The sequence below is a fragment of the Pseudomonas sp. NPDC086566 genome, assembly GCF_050280885.1.
Classification (GTDB): Bacteria; Pseudomonadota; Gammaproteobacteria; order Pseudomonadales; family Pseudomonadaceae; genus Aquipseudomonas; species Aquipseudomonas vlassakiae.
The window spans coordinates 126598-144301 of the sequence record NZ_JBNNWD010000010.1 but is presented as its reverse complement, the minus strand read 5'-3'; the positions used below and the strand labels follow the sequence as shown (position 1 = coordinate 144301).

18 protein-coding genes are annotated in these 17704 nt (G+C 63.2%); 13 read left to right on the top strand and 5 right to left on the bottom strand.

The window, feature by feature from the left end; all coding sequences use genetic code 11:
• The first annotated feature begins 1 nt into the window (after nt 1).
• The 12 genes from nadD (at nt 2) to ACQKPS_RS22390 (ending at nt 11089) form a co-directional block, all read left to right on the top strand.
• Entirely contained in the window at nt 2-661 is a 660-nt protein-coding gene (gene nadD / locus ACQKPS_RS22445; protein WP_427605647.1) for a nicotinate-nucleotide adenylyltransferase, read from the top strand.
• 44 nt (nt 662-705) lie between these two features.
• On the top strand, nt 706-1128 hold the full coding sequence (gene rsfS, locus ACQKPS_RS22440) for a ribosome silencing factor (RefSeq protein ID WP_254481572.1): 423 nt from the start codon (nt 706-708) through the stop codon (nt 1126-1128).
• Nucleotides 1129-1137: 9 nt separating this feature from the next.
• Nucleotides 1138-1605, top strand: a complete 468-nt coding sequence (rlmH, locus tag ACQKPS_RS22435) for a 23S rRNA (pseudouridine(1915)-N(3))-methyltransferase RlmH (protein WP_008090421.1) — start codon at nt 1138-1140, stop codon at nt 1603-1605.
• Between the two features lie 16 nt (nt 1606-1621).
• A complete protein-coding gene (gene mrdA / locus ACQKPS_RS22430) occupies nt 1622-3511 on the top strand; it encodes a penicillin-binding protein 2 (RefSeq protein WP_152956228.1) in 1890 nt (629 codons plus the stop codon).
• 38 nt (nt 3512-3549) lie between these two features.
• On the top strand, nt 3550-4653 hold the full coding sequence (gene rodA, locus ACQKPS_RS22425) for a rod shape-determining protein RodA (RefSeq protein WP_054886191.1): 1104 nt from the start codon (nt 3550-3552) through the stop codon (nt 4651-4653).
• A 17-nt stretch (nt 4654-4670) separates the two neighbouring features.
• On the top strand, nt 4671-5681 hold the full coding sequence (gene mltB / locus ACQKPS_RS22420) for a lytic murein transglycosylase B (protein WP_176507071.1): 1011 nt from the start codon (nt 4671-4673) through the stop codon (nt 5679-5681).
• Entirely contained in the window at nt 5681-6682 is a 1002-nt protein-coding gene (locus tag ACQKPS_RS22415) for a septal ring lytic transglycosylase RlpA family protein (protein WP_054886162.1), read from the top strand. Before mltB ends, ACQKPS_RS22415 begins: the two co-directional genes overlap by 1 nt.
• A gap of 209 nt (nt 6683-6891) precedes the next feature.
• Nucleotides 6892-8052, top strand: coding sequence for a D-alanyl-D-alanine carboxypeptidase family protein (locus ACQKPS_RS22410; protein ID WP_176507072.1), 1161 nt, complete (start codon nt 6892-6894; stop codon nt 8050-8052).
• A 74-nt stretch (nt 8053-8126) separates the two neighbouring features.
• Nucleotides 8127-8402: a DUF493 domain-containing protein gene (locus tag ACQKPS_RS22405; protein ID WP_085625758.1), complete on the top strand. Its 276-nt coding sequence runs from the start codon at nt 8127-8129 to the stop codon at nt 8400-8402.
• Nucleotides 8402-9049 (top strand): lipoyl(octanoyl) transferase LipB, encoded by a 648-nt coding sequence (gene lipB / locus ACQKPS_RS22400; protein ID WP_254481570.1) that lies wholly within the window; start codon nt 8402-8404, stop codon nt 9047-9049. The genes ACQKPS_RS22405 and lipB overlap by 1 nt, the downstream gene beginning before the upstream one ends.
• 2 nt (nt 9050-9051) lie before the next feature.
• Nucleotides 9052-10068, top strand: coding sequence for a lipoyl synthase (lipA, locus tag ACQKPS_RS22395; protein ID WP_060509515.1), 1017 nt, complete (start codon nt 9052-9054; stop codon nt 10066-10068).
• Between the two features lie 82 nt (nt 10069-10150).
• On the top strand, nt 10151-11089 hold the full coding sequence (locus ACQKPS_RS22390) for a S66 peptidase family protein (RefSeq protein WP_313201712.1): 939 nt from the start codon (nt 10151-10153) through the stop codon (nt 11087-11089).
• Nucleotides 11090-11122: 33 nt separating this feature from the next.
• Here ACQKPS_RS22390 and ACQKPS_RS22385 read toward each other — a convergent pair whose 3' ends face one another.
• The 5 genes from ACQKPS_RS22385 to leuS form a co-directional block, all read right to left on the bottom strand.
• Complete coding sequence (locus tag ACQKPS_RS22385) at nt 11123-12439, bottom strand: lytic murein transglycosylase (protein ID WP_427605646.1); 1317 nt, start codon at nt 12437-12439, stop codon at nt 11123-11125.
• A 60-nt stretch (nt 12440-12499) separates the two neighbouring features.
• Nucleotides 12500-12664, bottom strand: coding sequence for an alternative ribosome rescue factor ArfA (gene arfA, locus ACQKPS_RS22380; RefSeq protein ID WP_054886155.1), 165 nt, complete (start codon nt 12662-12664; stop codon nt 12500-12502).
• A gap of 109 nt (nt 12665-12773) precedes the next feature.
• Nucleotides 12774-13811 carry a DNA polymerase III subunit delta gene (holA, locus tag ACQKPS_RS22375; protein ID WP_254481567.1) on the bottom strand — a complete coding sequence of 346 codons (1038 nt, stop codon included), beginning with the start codon at nt 13809-13811 and terminating at the stop codon, nt 12774-12776.
• Nucleotides 13812-13847: 36 nt separating this feature from the next.
• The gene (lptE, locus tag ACQKPS_RS22370) at nt 13848-14453 is read right to left on the bottom strand and encodes an LPS assembly lipoprotein LptE (RefSeq protein WP_427605645.1); all 606 of its coding nucleotides are present in this window, start codon (nt 14451-14453) and stop codon (nt 13848-13850) included.
• A 61-nt stretch (nt 14454-14514) separates the two neighbouring features.
• The gene (leuS, locus tag ACQKPS_RS22365; RefSeq protein WP_427605644.1) at nt 14515-17121 is read right to left on the bottom strand and encodes a leucine--tRNA ligase; all 2607 of its coding nucleotides are present in this window, start codon (nt 17119-17121) and stop codon (nt 14515-14517) included.
• 229 nt (nt 17122-17350) lie between these two features.
• Here leuS and ACQKPS_RS22360 point away from each other — a divergent pair, with 229 nt between their 5' ends.
• Nucleotides 17351-17665 carry a hypothetical protein gene (locus ACQKPS_RS22360; RefSeq protein WP_254481564.1) on the top strand — a complete coding sequence of 105 codons (315 nt, stop codon included), beginning with the start codon at nt 17351-17353 and terminating at the stop codon, nt 17663-17665.
• The last annotated feature ends 39 nt before the right edge of the window (nt 17666-17704 follow it).

Genomic DNA, 17704 nt, shown 5'->3' with positions numbered 1-17704 from the left:
GTTGAGCAAGGCCCAGGCAGTCCGGCGCATCGGCATTCTTGGCGGTACCTTCGACCCCGTGCACATCGGCCACCTGCGCAGCGCGCTTGAAGTGGCCGAGTTCATGGCGCTCGATGAGCTGCGCCTGTTGCCCAATGCCCGCCCGCCACACCGCGATACCCCGCAGGTAGCGGCGCAGGACCGCCTGGCCATGGTCCGTGAAGCGGTGCAGGGCGTCGATTGCCTCAGCGTCGATGCTCGCGAACTCGAACGCGACAAGCCGTCCTACACCCTCGACACGCTGGAATCGATTCGCGCCGAACTGGGCGTCGACGACCAGCTGTTCCTGGTGCTCGGCTGGGATGCCTTCTGTGGCCTGCCCACCTGGCACCGCTGGGAAGAACTGCTGCAACACTGTCACATCCTGGTGCTGCAACGCCCGGATGCGGACGTTGAACCCCCTGACGAGTTGCGCAACCTGCTGGCTGCGCGCTCGGAGAGCGATCCCACCGCCATGTCCGGCCCGGCGGGGAATATTTCGTTCGTCTGGCAGACGCCGCTCGCGGTGTCGGCTACACAGATCCGACAGCTGCTGGCCAGCGGCAAATCGGTGAGGTTCCTGGTGCCGGACGCCGTACTGGCCTACATCGAGGCGCACGAACTGTATCGTGCCCCTAACTGACGGTGCCCCAGGGCGCCTCATCCAAACGAGTTGAAGAGTTTTATATGAGCAAGCAAACCATCAATGGCCAAGCACTGGTCGATCTGGCCAAAGCCGCCCTGGAAGACGTCAAGGCCCAGGACATCCAGGTCATCGACGTGCGCGATAAGCACAGCCTGACCGACTACATGATCATTGCCACCGGTACCTCCAACCGTCAGATCAACGCGATGCTGGAAAAGGTCCGTGAAGCGGTCAAGGCCAAGGGCGCGCAGCCGCTGGGTGAAGAAGGCAAGGGCGACAGCGACTGGGTACTGCTGGACCTGAACGACGTCATCGTGCACATGATGACCGCCGCTGCCCGCCAGTTCTACGACCTGGAGCGCCTGTGGATGGGCGCCGAGCAGAGCCGTGCGGCTGATGCCAAGCACCACAGCCCGGAAAACGCCAGCGACTACTTCACCGACAAACTGAAAGACCGGGAATAAGGAAGCGTCGTGCGCCTGCGCCTGATCGCGGTCGGCTCGCGTATGCCCAAGTGGGTCGAGGAAGGCTGGCATGAATATGCCAAGCGCCTGCCCCAGGAGCTGTCGCTCGAGCTGGTGGAAATCCCGCTGAACACTCGTGGCAAGAATGCCGACGTCGCCCGCCTGATCCGCCAGGAGGGCGAAGCCATGCTGAGCAAGGTCCAGCCCGGGGAACGCATCGTCACCCTCGAGGTCCATGGCAAGCCTTGGAGTACCGAGCAACTGGCGACCGAGCTGGATCGCTGGCGCCTGGACTCGCGCACGGTGAATTTGATGGTGGGCGGTCCGGAGGGGCTGGCGCCTGAGGTCTGCGCACGCGCCGAGCAGCGCTGGTCGCTGTCGCCGCTGACCCTGCCGCACCCGTTGGTAAGGATACTCATCGGCGAGCAGATCTATCGCGCCTGGACGGTATTGTCCGGGCACCCTTACCACAAATGAGCCTGTAAGCAGTCCGATGTCGCAGCCGATCCGTCTCAAGGACCACGAGAAAGACGCCCGCCTGGTGCGCAACCGCGTCGTTGTCGGCGCGGTGGCGGTCATGCTGCTTATTTGCGTGTTGGTCGCGCGGCTGTATTACCTGCAGATCATCCAGTACGACTATCACTCGACGCTCTCGGAAAACAACCGGGTGCATGTGCAGCCGATTCCGCCGACTCGCGGGTTGATCTTCGACCGCAACGGGGTGATCGTCGCCGACAACCGGCCCAGTTTCAGCCTGTCGATGACCCGCGAACGTGCGGGTAACTGGCAGGAAGTGCTGGATACCATCGTTGAAGTGCTGGACCTGACCGCGGACGACCGCGCGCTGTTCGAAAAGCGCATGAAGCAGGGGCGTCGGCCGTTCGAGCCGGTACCGATCCTGTTCGAACTCAACGAAGAGCAGATCGCCCGCGTGGCGGTCAACCAGTTCCGCCTGCCAGGCGTCGAGGTCGTTGCCCAACTGGTGCGCCATTACCCACAGGGCGCGCATTTCGCTCATTCGGTCGGTTATGTCGGGCGGATCAACGAAAAAGAGCTGAAAACCCTCGACCCGGTGAACTACAGCGGCACCCACCATATCGGCAAGACCGGCATCGAGCGCTTCTACGAGCCCGAGCTGCACGGCCAGGTCGGTTACGAGGAAGTCGAGACCAACGCGCGGGGCCGTGTGCTGCGGGTGCTCAAGCGCACCGACCCGAAGCCGGGCAAGGACATCGTGCTGAGCCTCGACATCAAACTGCAGGAAGCCGCAGAGGCCGCCCTGGGTGGCCGGCGTGGGGCTGTGGTGGCGCTCGACCCGCGTACCGGCGAGGTGCTGGCGATGGTCAGCCAGCCGAGCTTCGACCCCAACCTGTTCGTCACCGGCATCAGCTTCAAGGCCTATGCCGAACTGCGCGACTCGATCGACCGGCCACTGTTCAACCGTGTTTTGCGCGGCCTGTATCCGCCGGGTTCGACCATCAAGCCGGCGGTGGCCATTGCCGGCCTCGATAGCGGGGTTGTCAATGCCAGCAGCCGGGTATTCGACCCCGGTTACTACCAGTTGCCCAACTACGATCACAAGTACCGTAACTGGAACCGCACCGGTGACGGCTGGGTCGACCTGGACACCGCGATCATGCGCTCCAACGACACCTACTTCTACGACCTTGCCCACAAGATGGGTATCGATCGGCTGTCCAGCTACATGAACAAGTTCGGCATCGGCCAGAAGGTCGCCCTCGACATGTTCGAGGAGTCGCCCGGGCTGATGCCGTCGCGCGAGTGGAAGCGCGCCACTCGCCGCCAGGCCTGGTTCCCGGGTGAAACGCTGATTCTCGGCATTGGCCAGGGCTACATGCAGGCCACGCCGCTGCAGTTGGCCCAGGCCACTGCACTGATCGCCAACAAGGGCGTGTGGAACCGTCCGCACCTGGCCAAGACCATCGAAGGCCAGCCGCCGGTGGACCCTAACCCGATGGAAGACATCGTCCTGCGCGACAAGTCCGATTGGGCGAAGGTCACCCACGGCATGGAGCAGGTGATGCACAACGCCCGCGGCACCGCGCGCAAGGCGGCAACCGGCGCCCAGTACCGCATTGCCGGCAAGAGCGGTACCGCCCAGGTGGTGGCGATCAAGCAGGGCGAGAAGTACGACCGCAACAAACTCCAGGAGCGCCACCGCGACCACGCGCTGTTCGTGGCCTTTGCCCCGGCCGACGATCCGAAGATCGTGGTCTCGGTGATGGTCGAGAACGGTGAGTCCGGCTCCGGCGTTGCCGCGCCCGTGGTGCGGCAGATCATGGACGCCTGGCTGCTCGACGAGAGCGGCCGGTTGAAAAGCGAATTCGCGCCTGCCACCGTCGCCCAGGAAACGGCCCAGTGAAGAACAATTTCGATCGCATGCTCTCCAGCGAGGACGTGATGCGTCGACGCGCCAGCTTCCTGCAGCGCATCCACATCGACGGCCCCTTGCTGATCATCCTGCTGACCCTCGCTGCCGGCAGCCTGTTCGTCCTCTATTCAGCCAGTGGCAAGAACTGGGACCTGCTGCTCAAGCAGGCCACCTCGTTCGGTATTGGCCTGGTCTCGATGTTCGTCATCGCCCAGCTTGAGCCGCGCTTCATGGCCCGCTGGGTGCCACTGGCGTATCTGGTAGGGGTGTGCCTGCTGGTGGTGGTCGACGTCATGGGCCACAACGCCATGGGCGCCACGCGCTGGATCAACATTCCCGGGGTGATCCGATTCCAGCCCTCGGAATTCCTCAAGATCATCATGCCGGCGACCATCGCCTGGTACCTGTCCAAGCGCACGTTGCCGCCGCACCTGAAACACGTGGCAATAAGCCTGGTGTTGATTGGCGTGCCGTTCATTCTTATCGTCCGTCAGCCTGATCTGGGCACCGCGTTGCTGATTCTTGCCTCCGGTGCCTTCGTGCTGTTCATGGGGGGGCTGCGCTGGCGCTGGATCCTCAGCGTACTTGCAGCGACGGTACCGGTAGCGGTGGCGATGTGGTTCTTCGTGATGCACGACTACCAGAAGCAGCGCGTACTGACCTTCCTCGACCCGGAAAGCGATCCGCTGGGTACCGGCTGGAACATCATTCAATCGAAGGCGGCCATCGGTTCTGGTGGTGTGTTCGGCAAGGGTTGGCTACTGGGCACCCAGTCGCACCTGGACTTCCTGCCGGAAAGCCACACCGACTTTATTATCGCGGTGCTTGGCGAGGAGTTCGGCCTGGTCGGCATCTGCCTGCTGCTGATCGTCTACCTGCTGCTGATCGGCCGCGGGCTGATGATCACCGCTCAGGCGCAGACCCTGTTCGGCAAGTTGCTGGCGGGCAGCCTGACCATGACCTTCTTTGTCTATGTGTTCGTCAATATCGGTATGGTCAGCGGCCTGTTGCCCGTGGTGGGAGTGCCGCTGCCCTTCATTAGCTATGGCGGAACTTCGTTGGTGACGCTGCTGTCAGCGTTTGGCGTTCTGATGTCGATCCACACGCACCGCAAATGGATCGCGCAAGTTTGAATAAGGTGAACAATTTCATGCAAGCAGTGCGTAACTGGGCTGCCCGTTGTGCGCCGTGGATCGGCGCGGTGGGCCTGTTCGGCGCTGTACAGCTGGCCCATGCCGGTGACTACGACGGCTCCCCGCAGGTGACCGAGTTCGTTCTCCAGATGAGCCGCGACTACGGGTTTGCTCCCGAGCAATTGAACGGTGTATTTCGCGAGGTGCAGCGCAAGCAGTCGATTCTCGACGCCATCTCGCGCCCGGCCGAACGGGTCAAGCCGTGGAAGGAATACCGGCCGATGTTCATCACCGACGCGCGCATTGCCCGGGGTGTGGATTTCTGGCGTCAGCACGAGGCGGTGCTGGCCCGGGCCGAACAAACCTATGGCGTGCCGGCGCAATACATCGTCGCGATCATCGGGGTGGAGACCTTCTTTGGCCGCAACACCGGCAACTACCGGGTGATCGATGCCCTGTCCACCCTGGCCTTCGACTACCCGCCGCGAGCTGAATTCTTCCGCAAGGAACTGCGCGAATTCCTCTTGCTGGCCCGCGACGAACAGATCGACCCGCTCAACCTCAAGGGCTCCTACGCCGGCGCCATGGGCTTGCCGCAGTTCATGCCGAGCAGCTTCCGCAACTACGCGGTGGACTTCGACGGCGACGGCCACATCAACATCTGGAACAACCCCGACGATGCCATCGGCAGCGTGGCCAGCTACTTCAAGCGCCATGGCTGGGTGGCCGGCGAAGGCGTGGTCAGCCGCGCCCGGGTCAGTGGTACGCGGGTCGACGAAGGCGTCACCACCGGCATCGAGCCGGTCAAGACGGTCGGGGAGTTGCGGGCGTTGGGCTGGTCGAGCCATGATGCGCTGCGCGATGATCTGCCGGTGACGGCTTTCCGCCTGGAAGGCGAAAACGGCCCCGAGTACTGGATGGGCCTGAAGAACTTCTACGCGATCACTCGCTACAACCGCAGCGTGATGTATGCCATGGCGGTGCATCAGCTTGCGGAACAGCTGGTCCAAGTACGGGGCGTCAAGTAATGCGCGCAATCATCTCTGCCAATACCTTCAAGCTGCTGACCTGCATGACCGTCGGCATGTTGCTGGTCAGCTGTTCCTCCAGCCGCCCGACCTCCCAGGGCAGTGGCAATGTCGTCCGTTCGCAGCCTGGCCTGGATATCAACCGTGCCCACAAGGACGGTGCTCCGTGGTGGGATGTGGATGTCAACAAGATCCCTGATGCCACCCCGACCGTGCATACCGGTGCCTACAAGGCCAACCCGTATACCGTGCTGGGCAAGACCTACTACCCGATGCAGGACGCGCGCAACTACCGCGCCGAGGGCACTGCATCGTGGTACGGCACCAAGTTCCACGGGCAGAACACTGCCAACGGAGAACTCTACGACCTGTACGGCATGAGCGCGGCGCACAAGACCCTGCCGCTGCCGGCCTATGTCCGGGTGACCAACCTGGCCAACGGCCGTAGTGTGATCTTGCGGGTGAACGACCGCGGCCCGTTCTATTCCGACCGGATCATCGACCTGTCCTATGCGGCGGCGAAGAAACTCGGCTACGCCGAGATTGGCACCGCGCACGTGCGGGTCGAGGGTATCGACCCGCAGCAGTGGTGGGCACAGAAGGGCCAGAAGCCGCCGCTGATGCTCAAAGAGCCGCAGGTCGCGCAGACCCAGGCGATTCCGGCCAGCACCGGGCGGGTCGAGCAGTGGACCCCGCCACCGCAGCAGCACGCGGCGCCGGTGGTGCCGGTGCAGGTAGGCGGCGGCAACGTGCCAGCCGGCGCTGCCGGCAATGTCCTTCAGGTAGGCGCCTTCGCCAACCCGGATGCGGCCGAGCTGCTGCGCTCCAAGCTCAGCACCATGGTCAGCGCGCCGGTGTTCATCAGCTCCATCGTGCGCAACCAGCAAACCCTGCACCGCGTGCGCCTGGGGCCGTTCGGCAGCCAGGGGGAGATCCAGCAGGCACAGGACAGCATTCGCCTGGCGAATCTTGGCCAGGCCAAGCTGGTCACCGCTGACTGACCGTTCACGTGGGGGCGTGGGCCTCCACAAACTGTCGGTTTTGTCATGAATTGCCGGCCACGGCCATGTACAATGTCGGCTTTTGCCCGCAGCGACATAAAGCCGCAGTTCGTGGGCCAGGCCGAAGGCCACAAAAACTAGACTGACTGGCGCTGGGCACACGATGTGGCCCAGGGAACATCAGACCATTAGCGATTTTCGAGAGACGGATGAACATCACCAACCTTGCCAAACGACTTTGCCTGCCCGTACTGCTGATGCTCACGCCTGCTGCCTTCGCAGCAGAGCAGATGATGCCGGCGCCACCGCAACTGGCAGCCAAGTCCTACGTACTCATGGACGCGTCCAGCGGCAACGTGCTGGTCGAGAACAACGGTGACGAGCGCCTGCCGCCTGCCAGCCTGACCAAGCTGATGACCGCCTACATCGCCACCGTCGACATCCGTCGCGGCCAGATCGGCGAGAACGACCCGGTCACTGTCAGCGAAAACGCCTGGCGCACCGGCGGTTCGCGCATGTTCATCAAGGTCGGTAGCCAGGTCACCGTGAGCGACCTGCTGCATGGCATCATCATCCAGTCGGGCAACGATGCCTCGGTTGCCCTGGCCGAGCACATCGCCGGCAGTGAAGACGCCTTCGCCGACATGATGAACAAGACCGCTGCCGAACTGGGCATGTCCAACAGCCACTTCATGAACCCGACCGGCCTGCCGAACCCGGAGCACTACTCGTCGGCTCACGACATGGCCCTGCTGGCCCGCGCGATCATCAATATCGACCCGGCCCACTACGCCATCTACTCGCAGAAAGAATTCTTCTGGAACAACATCAAGCAGCCGAACCGCAACCTGCTGCTGTGGCGTGACAAGACCGTCGACGGTCTGAAAACCGGCCACACCGAAGAAGCCGGCTATTGCATGGTGGCTTCGGCCGTTCGTGACGGCCAGCGCCTGATCGCCGTGGTGTTCGGCACCAACAGCGAGCAAGCCCGTGCTGCCGAGACCCAGAAGCTGCTGACCTACGGTTTCCGCTTCTTCGAAACCCAGACCTTCTACCAGAAGGGCACCGAGCTGACCCAGGCTCCGGTCTGGAAGGGTGCTACCAGCCAAGTCAAGGCTGGCCTGGCCGACGACCTGACCATGACTATGCCTAAAGGCCAATTGAAGCGCCTTCAGGCTTCGATGACCATGAACCCGCAGCTCACCGCACCTATCGCCAAAGGTGACGTGATCGGCAAAGTGGAAGTCAAACTGGACGAGAACGTGGTTCACAGCGCCGACCTGATTGCCCTCGATGGCGTCGAGGAAGGTGGTTTCTTCCGCCGTATGTGGGATAGCATCCGTCTATTCTTCTACGGGTTGTTCAACTGAATACGTGACCTGCACGCCCCCGCGTATCCAGCGGGGGCGTTGTTGTTGCCACGGCTTACGAGGCCGTTTCCGCCATGAGCGAACCTGACGTCAAGTCGCACAAAATCGAATTCCCCTGCGACGATTACCCGATCAAGGTAATCGGCGACACCGTAGTCGGCTTCAGGGACACGGTGATCGAGATCCTGAGCAAGCACGCGAAGGTCGACCTTTCCACGTTGGCCGAGCGCCAGAGCAAGGAAGGCAAGTACACCACGGTGCAACTGCACATCGTCGCCGAAAGCGAGAATCAGCTGCATGACATCAACAGTGCCCTGCGTGCCACCGGCATCGTGAAAATGGTGCTCTGATGTCGCTTTGCCTCGGTGTTCGCGAACTTGGCCTGCAGCCCTATGAACCGGTGCTGGAGGCCATGCGTCGCTTCACCGAGCAGCGTAGCCCGGACAGCCAGGACGAAGTCTGGCTGGTCGAGCACCCCGCGGTCTTCACCCAGGGCCAGGCCGGCAAGGCCGAGCACCTGCTGGTGCCGGGTGACATCCCGGTGGTGCAGACCGACCGCGGCGGCCAGGTGACCTACCATGGCCCCGGGCAGCTGGTGGCCTACCTGCTGCTGGACGTGCGCCGTCTGGGCTTTGGCGTGCGCGAACTGGTCAGCCGCATCGAGCAGACCCTGATCGACCTGCTGGCCAGCTATGGCGTCAACGCGGTGGCCAAGCCCGATGCGCCGGGTGTCTATGTCGACGGAGCGAAAATCGCCTCCCTCGGCCTGCGAATCCGCAACGGCCGTTCCTTCCACGGCCTTGCTCTGAACGTGGACATGGACCTGGCTCCATTCCGCCGAATCAACCCCTGTGGGTATGCGGGGCTGGCCATGACCCAGCTGCGTGACCTGGCAGGTCCGATCGAACTCGACGAGGTCAGGACAAGGCTGCGCGGACAGCTGGTCAGGCACCTCGACTATGCTGAGCAGACGACCCTCACGGGCGGAATCGACTGAATATGACAACTGTGCAAGAAGCCGTGCCGAACCTGATACCTACCCAGGATGCCACCGCGCGCCCAGCGCCGAAGAAAGTGGAAGCCGGGGTTAAGCTGCGTGGCGCCGAAAAGGTCGCGCGTATCCCGGTGAAGATCATCCCCACCGATGAGCTGCCGAAAAAGCCTGACTGGATCCGCGTGCGCATCCCGGTATCCCCTGAAGTCGACCGTATCAAGCAGCTGCTGCGCAAGCACAAGCTGCACAGCGTGTGCGAAGAGGCGTCTTGCCCGAACCTGGGCGAGTGCTTCTCCGGTGGCACCGCGACCTTCATGATCATGGGTGACATCTGCACCCGTCGCTGCCCGTTCTGCGACGTCGGCCATGGCCGGCCGAAGCCACTGGACCTGGACGAGCCGAAGAACCTGGCCGTTGCCATTGCCGACCTGCGCCTGAAGTACGTGGTGATCACCTCGGTGGACCGCGACGACCTGCGAGACGGCGGTGCCCAGCACTTCGCCGACTGCATTCGCGAAATCCGCGCCTTGTCGCCTGGCGTTCAGCTGGAAACCCTGGTGCCGGACTACCGTGGCCGCATGGACGTTGCCCTGGAAATCACTGCGCAAACGCCGCCTGACGTGTTCAACCACAACCTCGAGACCGTGCCGCGCCTGTACAAGGCCGCGCGTCCGGGTTCGGACTATGACTGGTCGCTTGACCTGCTGCAGAAGTTCAAGCAGATGGTCCCGCACGTGCCGACCAAGTCGGGCCTGATGCTCGGCCTGGGCGAGACCGACGAGGAAGTGATCGAGGTGATGCACCGCATGCGTGAGCACGACATCGACATGCTGACCCTCGGGCAGTACCTGCAGCCATCGCGCAGCCACCTGCCGGTGCAGCGTTTCGTCCACCCGGACACCTTCGCCTGGTTCGCCGAGGAAGGCTACAAGATGGGCTTCAAGAACGTTGCTTCCGGCCCGTTGGTGCGTTCGTCGTACCATGCCGACCAGCAGGCGCACGAAGCCAAGATCAAGCTCTGAGCCGGGCTTGGGTTGAACATGCCGATGCACGCTTAGAGGCGGCATCGGCATTTTTGTCTTTGCTGTCCCGTAAGGAGCTGCGATGAATTGCGTTGAAACCACAGAGTCCCGTTTGCCTGCGGCGCTGGCGGAAAATGCCTGCTTTGCCATCGTTGCACCGGCAGGGCCGGCACGTCTGGATGTGCAGAAGGCTGGCCAGTGGTTCAGTGAGCGTGGCTACCGCTGCAAGATCTACCCGGGCGTTTCTCAGGCTGAGGGTTACCTGGCCGGCAGCGACGAGCAGCGCCTGCAGGATCTGCATGCCGCTTTCGCCGACCCGCAGGTCGATGCGATCCTGTGCATGCGTGGTGGTTATGGCAGCATGCGCCTGCTCGAGCGGCTCGATTTCGAGCTGATCCGCCGCAACCCCAAGCCGCTGATCGGCTATAGCGATATCACCGCGCTGCACACCGCCATTTACCAGCGTACCGGGATGATCACCTTTCACGGTGCGATGCTCAATGCCGACCTGTTGGGCGCCAAGTTGCAACCGACCGAGTCATCGTTGCTGGCGCAGTTGGGCGGGCTTTTGGGGGAGGGGGATGAAATTGTCCATCCGGCCGCGTTCGCCTTGAATTGCGTGGTTCCCGGTGTCGCCAGCGGGCGTCTGCTGGGTGGCAATCTGTCGATGCTGAGTGCCACCCTCGGGACGGTAGCGGAGATAGATACGCAGGGCTGCATCCTGTTCATCGAAGACGTCAATGAACCGCTGTATCGGGTGGACCGGTTGCTGACTCAATTGCGCCTGGCGGGCAAGCTGGAGGGCGTCCAGGGCGTTCTGGTGGGGGATTTTGCCGGGATTACCGTGGCAGCGCTGGCGCCGCTTCTGGAAGAGACTTTCAGGCCGCTGGGGGTGCCGGTGCTGGCCGGGTGGCGCAGTGGGCACTGTGATCCGAATGTGTGCTTGCCGCTGGGGGCCTTGGTGAGGCTGGACAGTGAGAAGCAGACACTGGTGCTGGGTCAGGGCCTGTTCAAGGCTTGAGATCGCCGGGGCCGCAAAGCGGCCCCGATGACTTCAGCGTTGACGCAGGCTGTCGAGCAACTTGTGGGTCGGATAGCCATCCGCCGGCCACCCCAGCTGCTGCTGGGCATTACGAATCGCCTTGCGGGTGTTGGCCCCGATGATGCCGTCCGGGTTCCCCGCCTCATGCCCGCTGGCATTCAGCAGATTCTGCAATTCCATCCGCTCGCTGCGGCTCAATGGCAGGTCCTCTTTCGGCCAGCTGCCGCTGATGAAACCCCAGCCCGAGAAACGATCACCGAGCAGGCTCACTGCCAGCGCGTAGGACGACGAATTGTTGTACTTGAGAATGGCGCGGAAGTTGTCCAGCACGAGGAATGCCGGGCCGCGGGCGCCCGCAGGCAGCAGCAGGGCTGCCGACAACTGATTGCTGCCCGCTGGCAGCTGGGTACCTGCAGGCAGTTTTACGCCCATCTGTAGCCATTCGTACACCGGCTTTCGCAGCGAGCCGTCGGCTTGCCAGTAGTCGAAACCGGCCGGCACCTGCACTTCAAAGCCCCAAGGCTGGCCATGTTTCCAGCCAGAGCTCTGCAGGTAGTGCGCAGTTGATGCCAGGGCATCGGGCGTACTGTTCCAGATATCCCGTCGACCATCACTGTCGAAATCCACCGCGTGTGTGTTGTAGGTGGTCGGGATGAACTGGGTCTGGCCCATGGCGCCGGCCCATGAACCACGCATCGCCTCAGGCTGGATATCGCCGTGCTGGATGATTTGCAGGGCGGCGATCAGCTGGTCTTGAGCGAACTGAGGGCGGCGGCCTTCATAGGCGAGGGTGGCCAGCGAACGGATCACCGACTTGCTGCCCTGGAACTGACCAAAGTTGCTCTCCATGCCCCACACCGCAACCAGCGCCTGACGATCGACGCCATAGCGCTGCTCGATGCGGGTCAGCAGTTCGGCGTTCTGTTCCAGCAGTTTCTTGCCGTTGCGCACGCGCAGGGGCGACAGCGCACCCTCCAGGTATTCCCACACCGGGCGAGTGAATTCGGGCTGGCTGCGGTCGGCCTTGATCACATCGAGATCAGGCGTCACGCCGAGGAACGCTCGGTCGAAGGTGCTCGCTTCGATGCCGGCCTGAAGGGCCTGCTGGCGGAAGTTCGCCTGCCATTCGGCGAAGGTCAGCAGGGGCTGGATGTCGGTGCTGACGTCAGCTGTGGCGCTGGGCAGGGTCACTACCGGCGCGGGCTGGGCGGGGGCCAGCGGCAGGGCGTCGGCGGCCGTGGGTTTTTCCGCGCAGGCGACGAGCAGGATGAAGCTGGAGACCGCGAGCAACTGGCGGGATTTCCAACGGGGGAGAAGACTCAAGAGCATGCACAGATCCAGAATTGCAGGTCAGGTGCCGACCATACCATGCCTGCGCCTGCGATGCTTTCATGCGGCCAAAAAGTAAGAAGCCTCCCAATCTCTCGATTGGAAGGCTTTGCGGCGGTAGCTGCCTTTGCCTTTTTCCGGTTGTTCCTGGCGGCAGCGGAACAAGGGTTGGGCGATGATCGATTTGGCCTTGTTGTGGCCGTGCTTTTTCGGCTTTTTGCTCATGGCGGGTTCCCGGCTAGGGTGGGTTTCGGGGCGGACTTTAGGGCTTGGGGCTGGGTGGGGCCAATTGATTGTCTTTATGGCCGGCGCTTTGGGCCGCTCCGCGCTCCAGCTATTGCGCAGGAAGCCCGAGTTTTTGCCCGGCCATCAACAGCACCAGGCGCGACAACCCGGTCCACGGCGAGCCCTCGGCCTGCCCCTTGATTTGCGCATCGATACGCTGGGCATCCTGCAGCAGCTGCGCCCAGCGCTGCGCGGAGAGGCGCTGCAGCGCTTTGCTGACCAGCGGCCGGCGTTTGTCCCACACGGGCGGGCGCGCCTGGCTGAAGGCCTTGTCCAGCGGTACGCCTTGGCTGAACTGCTGGGCCAACCCGGCCAGCAGGCGCAGCTCACGCGCCAGTGCCCAGAGAATCACCGGCGGTTCCACACCCTCGCCACGCAGCCCTTCGAGCATGCGCAGTGCGTGTGCGGCTTCACCATTGAGGATGGCGTCCACCAGGCCGAAAACATCGAAGCGCGCACTGTCGGCAACCGCAGCCTGCACCGTCTCGACGGTGATCTGGTTGCCCTCTGCCAGCAGCTTGAGCTTTTCGATCTCCTGGGCGGCGGCCAGCAAGTTGCCTTCTACCCGTGCGGCGATCAGGTCGACGGCATCGCGTTGCGCCGACAGCCCGGCCTGGGACAGGCGTTGGTTGATCCACTGGGGTAGTTGCTGGGCATCCACCGGCCAGATCTGGATGAACTGACAGTGGGCACCTTCGATCAGTGCCTTGCCCCACTTGGTCTTTTGCGCGCTGCCGTCGAGCTTGGGCAGGCTGATCAGCAGCAGTGTGTCTTCGGCGGGCCTGGCGCAATATTCCATGAGTGCCGCAGCACCCTTGTCACCGGGCTTGCCCGATGGCAGGCGCAGCTCCAGCAGACGCCGCTGGGCGAATAGCGACAGGCTGGCGCCCGCCTGCAGCAGTGTACCCCAGTCGAAGTTGGCGTCAGCGCTGAACACCTGACGTTCATCAAACCCCTGCTGGCGCGCCGCGTTGCGGATGGCGTCGGCGGCTTCCTGGCACAGCAGTGGGTCGTCGCCGCTGACCACGTAGACCGGGGCCAGGCTACCTTGCAGGTGCTTGTTGAGTTGGGCGGGGGCGAGCTTCATGAGAGCAGGCGGGGCACCGAAGTGCCCCGTCCGGGCTTAGTTGCCCGGGATTTCCATGGGTGACTGCTGCGGCGTCTCGGCCTGTTGGCGGCGTGCAGCTTCCAGTGCATCGGCTTCGGCCTTGGCGCGTGCGTCGGCCTTGCGCTGCAACTCATCGAGCTGCGAAGGGCTCAGCAGTTGCAGGCGCGAGACCATCGACTGCACCAGGTCGCGGCGCATTTCTTCGCGCGCCCGCTGGGCTTCCTGATCGGAGCCGGTGATATTGCCGCCGTCACGCACATACACCTTGCGGACTTCGACCTTGTCGCTCAGCAGTTCGAGGTTGTTCAGGCCCAGGATGCTGTAGTTGAGCGTGGTGGTGAGCTCGTACTCGGCCGTGCTGTTGCCGCCGGCGTAGCTCGCCGAGCGCGAGTTTTCCTGCTCGTTGGTCAGTACCAGGCGATAAGGCGCGCCAGCGTGCACGTTGACGCCACTGCGCTCAAGTACCTGGCGCAGTAGCACCACGGTCTGGCCGTAGGCGTTGCGCGCACTGACGTCCATCTCCTTGACGCGCAGATCGTTGGTGCCGGTGCCGCGCAGCTGGAAACCGCAGGCGCTGAGCAAGACAGCCAGGCCCATTACCAGCAGATTGCGTTTGATCATGTTGTTGCTCCCTTGTGGGCCGATACCGCCCACCCGCACCGGATGCAGGTGGGCGTTGCCATCAGTTGGCGACGATGTTGACCAGTTTGCCCGGTACCACGATGACCTTGCGGATAGTCAGGCCATCGATGAAGCGCAGGACGTTTTCGTTGCTGCGGGCAGCGGCTTCGACTTCCTCGCGGCTGGCGGCGGCTGGCATTTCCACCTGGCCGCGCAGCTTGCCGTTGACCTGCACCACCAAGGTGACGCTGTCCTGCACCAGGGCGCTTTCGTCGACTGCCGGCCAGTCTGCGTCGATGACAGCCTGGTCGTGGCCCAGCTGCTTCCACAGCTCGTGGGAAATGTGCGGAGTGATCGGTGCCAGCAGCAGGGTCACGGCCTCCAGGCCTTCCTGCAGCAGGGCGCGGTCCTGTTCAGTGGCCTGCGGGGCCTTCTCCAGCACGTTCATCACGGTCATCACCTGGGCGATGGCGGTGTTGAACTTGTGGAACTGGCCGACATCGGTGCTGGCCTGCTTGATTGCGGCGTGGATGGCGCGGCGGATGACCTTCTGCGCATCCTCCAGTGCGGCGACGTCCAGCTTGCCGGGCAGGCCTTGTGCGACATGAGCCTGGGCCAGGCGCCAAACGCGGCGCAGGAAGCGGCTTGCACCTTCGACGCCGGAGTCGGACCACTCCAGGCTCGCGTCAGGTGGCGAGGCGAACATCATGAACAGGCGGCAGGTGTCGGCGCCGTACTGGTCGATCATCGACTGCGGGTCGACGCCGTTGTTCTTCGACTTCGACATCTTTTCGGTGCCGCCGATTTCCACCGGCAGGCCGTCGGTCTTCAGGCGGGCGCCGATGATCTTGGCCTTGGCATCACGCTCGATTTCGACGTCGGCCGGGTTGAACCAGTCCTTGCCGCCGTTGCTGGCCACGCGGTAGTAGGTCTCGGCGACCACCATGCCCTGGGTCAGCAGGTTCTTGAACGGCTCGTTGGAGGTTACCAGGCCTTCGTCACGCATCAGCTTGTGGAAGAAGCGCGCATACAGCAGGTGCAGGATCGCGTGCTCGATACCACCGATGTACTGGTCGACCGGCAGCCAGTGGTTGGCTGCTTTCGGGTCGACCATGCCACCTTGGTAGTTCGGCGAAGCGTAGCGGGCGAAGTACCAGGACGACTCGACGAAGGTGTCCATGGTGTCGGTTTCGCGCTTGGCCGCAGCACCGCATTTCGGGCAGCTGCATTCATAGAACTCAGGCATGCGCGCCAGCGGCGAGCCGGCGCCGTCCGGCACCACGTTTTCCGGCAGGGTGACCGGCAGCTGGTCTTCCGGCACGGGGACGTCGCCGCACGACGGGCAGTGGATGATCGGGATCGGGCAGCCCCAGTAGCGCTGGCGGCTGATGCCCCAGTCGCGCAGGCGGAACTGGGTGCGAGATTTGCCCAGTTCCTTGCGGATCAGGGCGGCTTCGATGGCGTCGAAGGCGCCGGCAAAGTCCAGGCCGTCGAACTCGGCGGAGTTGATCAGCTGGCCATGCTCGCCATAGGCGGCCAGCCATTCGCTGCCGACATCATCGCCGGCGCTGGTGCGCACCACGGCCTTGACCGGCAGGTTGTACTTGCGGGCGAACTCGAAGTCGCGCTCGTCGTGGGCCGGGACGGCCATCACGGCGCCATCGCCGTAGTGCATCAGCACGTAGTTGGCGACCCAGACCGGCAATTTCTCGCCGGTCAGCGGGTGCTCGACGAACAGGGAAGTGGGCATGCCCTTCTTCTCCTGGGTGGCCATGTCGGCCTCGGCGACGCTGCCACTCTTGCATTCGTCGATGAACGCCTGCAGGGCCGGGTTGCCTTGGGCGGCCTGGGTGGCCAGCGGGTGCTCGGCAGCAACGGCGACGTAAGTGGCGCCCATGAGGGTGTCCGGACGGGTGGTGAAGACCTTGAGGGTGCCTTCGTGGCCGATGCTGGCCTTGTCGTACGGGAACTGCACTTCCATGCCGCGCGACTTGCCGATCCAGTTGCGCTGCATGGTCTTGACCTGCTCAGGCCAGCCCGGCAGTTCGTCGAGGCTTTCCAGCAACTCGTCGGCGTAGTCGGTGATACGGAAGTAGTACATCGGGATTTCGCGCTTCTCGATCAGCGCGCCCGAACGCCAGCCGCGGCCGTCGATGACCTGCTCGTTGGCCAGTACGGTCTGGTCGGCCGGGTCCCAGTTCACGGTCCCGTTCTTGCGGTAGATGATGCCTTTCTCGAACAGGCGGGTGAACAGCCACTGTTCCCAGCGGTAGTAATCCGGCTTGCAGGTGGTGACTTCACGCGCCCAATCGATGGCCAGGCCCAGGCTCTTGAGCTGGGTCTTCATGTAGTCGATGTTCTCGTACGTCCACTTGGCCGGGGCGACGTTGTTCTTCATTGCCGCGTTTTCCGCAGGCATGCCGAAGGCATCCCAGCCCATCGGCTGCAGGACGTTCTTGCCCAGCATGCGCTGGTAACGGGCGATCACGTCACCAATGGTGTAGTTGCGCACGTGGCCCATGTGTAGCTTGCCGCTCGGGTACGGGAACATCGACAGGCAGTAGTACGTGTCCTTGCCTGGCTGTTCGGTAACAGCGAACGATTGTTGCTCGTCCCAGAATTTCTGGGCGGCGGCTTCGATATCACGGGGCGTGTATTGTTCGTGCATGGCTACTTTTTGCTGAGAGGGAAGAGACCTTGTTCCAGGCAGCGGAACCTCGCTGCGTCCGGCACTCCGGTGTCGTTTTAGAGTGAACGCCGTAGCATACAGCAGCGCTGCGCATCGTGGGAAACCTTGATTGCGAATGCCCGCTGGTCGCGGCATCCGGCTGCTTTTTACAGCGACGCTAAGCTCAGGTGTGGGGGGAGATAATCTTTATCTTCAATGAGGTGAACGGATGGGAGAGACGCAGCTACCCGCAATCAAACCGGAGCTTTACGAACGCCTGATCGACCGGCTTGGCCTGGCACTGGAAGTCGCCAGGACCTCGGTAAGATTACGCGACGAGATGCCAGCCGAGCTGGAGTTGCGTGGCTTGAGCCATGCAGAGTTCGAAGTGATCAAGGCTTACCTGGAGTCCCTCCCGGAACGCCGTAATGCCTGTGCCGGTACAGTCCCGCAAGCGGAACCGGCCACGGCCAAGATTATCTGGCTCAAGGACAAGAAACGCCCCGCCAACTCGGCGAGATCCAGGACGCTGCCGCATCGCTAGCCGTTCAGGACGCCAGGCGCAGGCAATCGCGCGCCGGTT

Excerpts from the sequence above, each read along its gene's own strand:
- rsfS (WP_254481572.1), top strand. The coding sequence starts at position 706 with ATGAGCAAGCAAACCATCAATGGCCAAGCACTGGTCGATCTGGCCAAA.
- mrdA (WP_152956228.1), top strand. The coding sequence starts at position 1,622 with ATGTCGCAGCCGATCCGTCTCAAGGACCACGAGAAAGACGCCCGCCTG.
- rodA (WP_054886191.1), top strand. The coding sequence starts at position 3,550 with ATGCGTCGACGCGCCAGCTTCCTGCAGCGCATCCACATCGACGGCCCC.
- mltB (WP_176507071.1), top strand. The coding sequence starts at position 4,671 with ATGCAAGCAGTGCGTAACTGGGCTGCCCGTTGTGCGCCGTGGATCGGC.
- ACQKPS_RS22415 (WP_054886162.1), top strand. The coding sequence starts at position 5,681 with ATGCGCGCAATCATCTCTGCCAATACCTTCAAGCTGCTGACCTGCATG.
- ACQKPS_RS22410 (WP_176507072.1), top strand. The coding sequence starts at position 6,892 with ATGAACATCACCAACCTTGCCAAACGACTTTGCCTGCCCGTACTGCTG.
- ACQKPS_RS22405 (WP_085625758.1), top strand. The coding sequence starts at position 8,127 with ATGAGCGAACCTGACGTCAAGTCGCACAAAATCGAATTCCCCTGCGAC.
- lipB (WP_254481570.1), top strand. The coding sequence starts at position 8,402 with ATGTCGCTTTGCCTCGGTGTTCGCGAACTTGGCCTGCAGCCCTATGAA.
- lipA (WP_060509515.1), top strand. The coding sequence starts at position 9,052 with ATGACAACTGTGCAAGAAGCCGTGCCGAACCTGATACCTACCCAGGAT.
- ACQKPS_RS22390 (WP_313201712.1), top strand. The coding sequence starts at position 10,151 with ATGAATTGCGTTGAAACCACAGAGTCCCGTTTGCCTGCGGCGCTGGCG.
- ACQKPS_RS22385 (WP_427605646.1), bottom strand. The coding sequence starts at position 12,439 with ATGCTCTTGAGTCTTCTCCCCCGTTGGAAATCCCGCCAGTTGCTCGCG.
- arfA (WP_054886155.1), bottom strand. The coding sequence starts at position 12,664 with ATGAGCAAAAAGCCGAAAAAGCACGGCCACAACAAGGCCAAATCGATC.
- holA (WP_254481567.1), bottom strand. The coding sequence starts at position 13,811 with ATGAAGCTCGCCCCCGCCCAACTCAACAAGCACCTGCAAGGTAGCCTG.
- lptE (WP_427605645.1), bottom strand. The coding sequence starts at position 14,453 with ATGATCAAACGCAATCTGCTGGTAATGGGCCTGGCTGTCTTGCTCAGC.
- leuS (WP_427605644.1), bottom strand. The coding sequence starts at position 17,121 with ATGCACGAACAATACACGCCCCGTGATATCGAAGCCGCCGCCCAGAAA.
- ACQKPS_RS22360 (WP_254481564.1), top strand. The coding sequence starts at position 17,351 with ATGGGAGAGACGCAGCTACCCGCAATCAAACCGGAGCTTTACGAACGC.